We start from the raw sequence: 2,695 nt of genomic DNA on the forward strand, positions 1-2,695 counted from the left end.
TGATGAAGGTTACTATCTTTCATCAGCACACGAGATGCTTCGACAAGCGGATGCCAGATAAAGTATGACGCTCTTTCTTTCTGAAAATTTGGTTAGAGAATGCGCTACTGGCAGCGGTTGCACACACCTGCCAGCAGATAGTCGCGGCTTACGGCGCGGAAGCTGGCTGGCAGCGTCACGGCCGGAATGGCTACCTGGTTGAGGCAGTAAATGTGGGCGCATTCCGTGCATTTGAAATGCACATGGTTATCGAAGTGCGCTTCCTCGGTGCATTCAATAGAGCAGGATGCATAGCGAATGATATCGGAGGCATCGATAACGCGGTGTATCAGGCCCTTTTCTTCGAAAGAGCGCAATGTGCGGTACAGCGTAATACGGTCGGTTTCCTGGCCCAACTGCTGTTCTATCTCGTGGCCCGACAAAGCGTAGGGCGACGTGCCCAGGACCTGTAGCACGCGTAAGCGGGTAGGCGTCTGACGCAGGCCATGACGGCTGAGCGTTTCGGCAATATGGTTGTGAGGCTTTTCCATAACAACTTAGGTAGGGCAGGATACCCGCAAAGGTAACAAGGAAGCAGCGGAGAGAATTTTACAGTGCACGCAGAGCTGCTCTATTTCGTGTTTTTAATTATTATTTGCAACTATGTTGCTTTTATTATGATCTTTGTCACTGTAAAATCAGTATACAAACCCGATAAAGCGAATCAAAGTTGCAGAAAACTACTTTTGCACTGATAATTATGCAATGTGTGGAATACCTGATCAAGCAACCTACACTATACCTAACGAACGGATTGCGTTAGCAGAGCCAACATACACCCGAAACAGAAGAAGATTATAGTATCTGAGGTCTACTTCAAGCTGTCAAGAAAGCAGACAACGCTAGCAATACCCTCCCCACAGCGCCGTTAGCTTCCCTCTAGAATTTTAGCTGAAGCATCCGAATGCTTCTCAATAAGTATAGCAGCCGTTTTGCCACGGCTGCACCAATTCTCCTGGTTTGGTTTTGGAGAACTAGGGAAGGCACCAGCCGTTGGCTGGTGCTTTCTTTTTGGATGAAAACAACTCGCCTGATTAACCACAATGGAGGTAAGTGAAGCGAGTGGCGAAGCGCAACGTGTTGCGTTTCTGCCTCATGCGAAGCGCTTACTTCGGGCTAAGGAACCCCTACCTAATCGCGCTTAGGCGGGCGACGGGTTTTGAGTTTCTTCGATTTCACCGGATCGGGGTTGGGGGAGAGTGAGTTGCCTTTTTCCTCCACGGCCGGGCTGATGGGGTTATTGCTGTAGTCGGTGGTGACTTTTTGCTTGGGGGCGCCCGTCATGTTGGGGGCCACATAGATGCCCTCCACGGTAGTGTCGCGAGCGGCGGCGCGGCTTTTAGCAGGGCGCACCGTTTGGGCCGCAGCCGTGTGGGCACTCACGCTGACCAATAATAAGATAGCTAGTACATATATATTTTTACGCATGGGAAGGGGTCGTTTGCAAGTGTGTTTTCTATATACGCTACTCCAACCTATAAGATTACGAGCTGCCGCTGGTTACTTCCGCTTGCGGGTAGAAGTAGGTGGCGGCGTTGTTTTTTCAGTCGAAAGGCTAGTAGCACCCGCTGCTGCAACGTTGGCAGGCTTCTTCTTCAGCGGCCGGCCCATGTAGTCGGTCGTGGGCGGACTAGGCATGTTGAGGCGCAACCCGGGCGCCAGCTTCAGGTTTTCCTCGTCGCGCCGATTCGAGCGGTCGTAGCGCGAGTAAGCGCCGGAGCGGGCCTTGGCTTTGGTGTTACTCGTCCGGTGGTAGCCGTTGGCCGTAGGCTGCTTGGTTTTGACTTTGGTCTTGGCTTGCTGCGCTACTGCTGGCAGACTGCTAACAGCCCACGCAAAGCAGATACAAAGGAGAGCGTTTTTCATAACGGAGAGCAGGTAAAAGAATCAGAAAAGTCCTAAAATCTACACATACGACGTGGGCTACCTTTTTGGTCGGAAAAAACGAACGGGCCAGCCTTTTTTGTCCAGGCTGGCCCGTATTTGACGCTTGTTTTTGCGTGCTTCTTACTGCTGCGACCGATAGATAGTCGCCACCGGCGCCCCTTGCGGCAGTAACTCTGGCTCGGCCGAGAGCGAGGTGGGGGCCTTGCGTACCGCTGGTTTCAGCGGACGGCCCCAGTAGTCGGTGGTGGGGCGCTGGTGTAGGCTAAGGGCCATGCCCGGCGCGCTAGACCAGCCTGTTTCGTACACGGGAGCATCTACTACCTCTACGCGGGCCGCTTTGCGGGGCCGGGCCTTCAGTGGCCGACCGTTGTAGTCGGTGCTGGGGCGGGCGCTAACCGTGGGGTTAGCCGCCGGTGCTACCTTCCAGCCGGTAGGGTAGGAGTCGGAAGTAGCAGCGGGCGCCGAGTCGAACCACGGATTTGAGTCGGTGGTCGTTGTTTGGGCTTGGGCAGTGGCACTACCTACTAATAAAAGAGAGGCGGCAGCAAATATGAAGCGTTTCATAGGAGTGGAAAGATGAAGTGAGAAACGGAACCCAATACACCCCCTACGGCTAGCAACTCCAAGACGTCTCCCGAATCTATCCAAACCAAAGTGGGTATTCTCCTACTTGCAGCAACCGTACCAAAAAAGGTGAAATGGTGAGGTTGTGAAGTGGTGAATCAGAAAACGGGTGTCATCCTGAGCGCAGCGAAGGACCTTATGTCTG

The 2,695-nt window shown here is 53.2% G+C and carries 4 protein-coding genes; all 4 read right to left on the reverse strand.

The features are described 5' to 3' along the window. Positions 1 to 104: 104 nt before the first annotated feature. Positions 105 to 530 carry a Fur family transcriptional regulator gene (locus KYK14_RS21795; protein WP_185281777.1) on the reverse strand — a complete coding sequence of 142 codons (426 nt, stop codon included), beginning with the start codon at positions 528 to 530 and terminating at the stop codon, positions 105 to 107. Between the two features lie 640 nt (positions 531 to 1,170). Next, positions 1,171 to 1,467, reverse strand: a complete 297-nt coding sequence (locus KYK14_RS21800) for a hypothetical protein (RefSeq protein ID WP_219161752.1) — start codon at positions 1,465 to 1,467, stop codon at positions 1,171 to 1,173. Positions 1,468 to 1,539: 72 nt separating this feature from the next. After that, positions 1,540 to 1,905, reverse strand: a complete 366-nt coding sequence (locus tag KYK14_RS21805) for a hypothetical protein (RefSeq protein WP_219161753.1) — start codon at positions 1,903 to 1,905, stop codon at positions 1,540 to 1,542. Positions 1,906 to 2,046: 141 nt separating this feature from the next. Then, positions 2,047 to 2,490, reverse strand: coding sequence for a hypothetical protein (locus tag KYK14_RS21810; protein WP_219161754.1), 444 nt, complete (start codon positions 2,488 to 2,490; stop codon positions 2,047 to 2,049). Positions 2,491 to 2,695: the final 205 nt, after the last annotated feature.

This window comes from Hymenobacter profundi (assembly GCF_019334315.1).
GTDB classification, from domain to species: Bacteria; Bacteroidota; Bacteroidia; order Cytophagales; family Hymenobacteraceae; genus Hymenobacter; species Hymenobacter profundi.

Bases quoted from the DNA above. Each gene is read 5' to 3' on its own strand.
- KYK14_RS21795 (WP_185281777.1), bottom strand. From the start codon at position 530: ATGGAAAAGCCTCACAACCATATTGCCGAAACGCTCAGCCGTCATGGC.
- KYK14_RS21800 (WP_219161752.1), bottom strand. From the start codon at position 1,467: ATGCGTAAAAATATATATGTACTAGCTATCTTATTATTGGTCAGCGTG.
- KYK14_RS21805 (WP_219161753.1), bottom strand. From the start codon at position 1,905: ATGAAAAACGCTCTCCTTTGTATCTGCTTTGCGTGGGCTGTTAGCAGT.
- KYK14_RS21810 (WP_219161754.1), bottom strand. From the start codon at position 2,490: ATGAAACGCTTCATATTTGCTGCCGCCTCTCTTTTATTAGTAGGTAGT.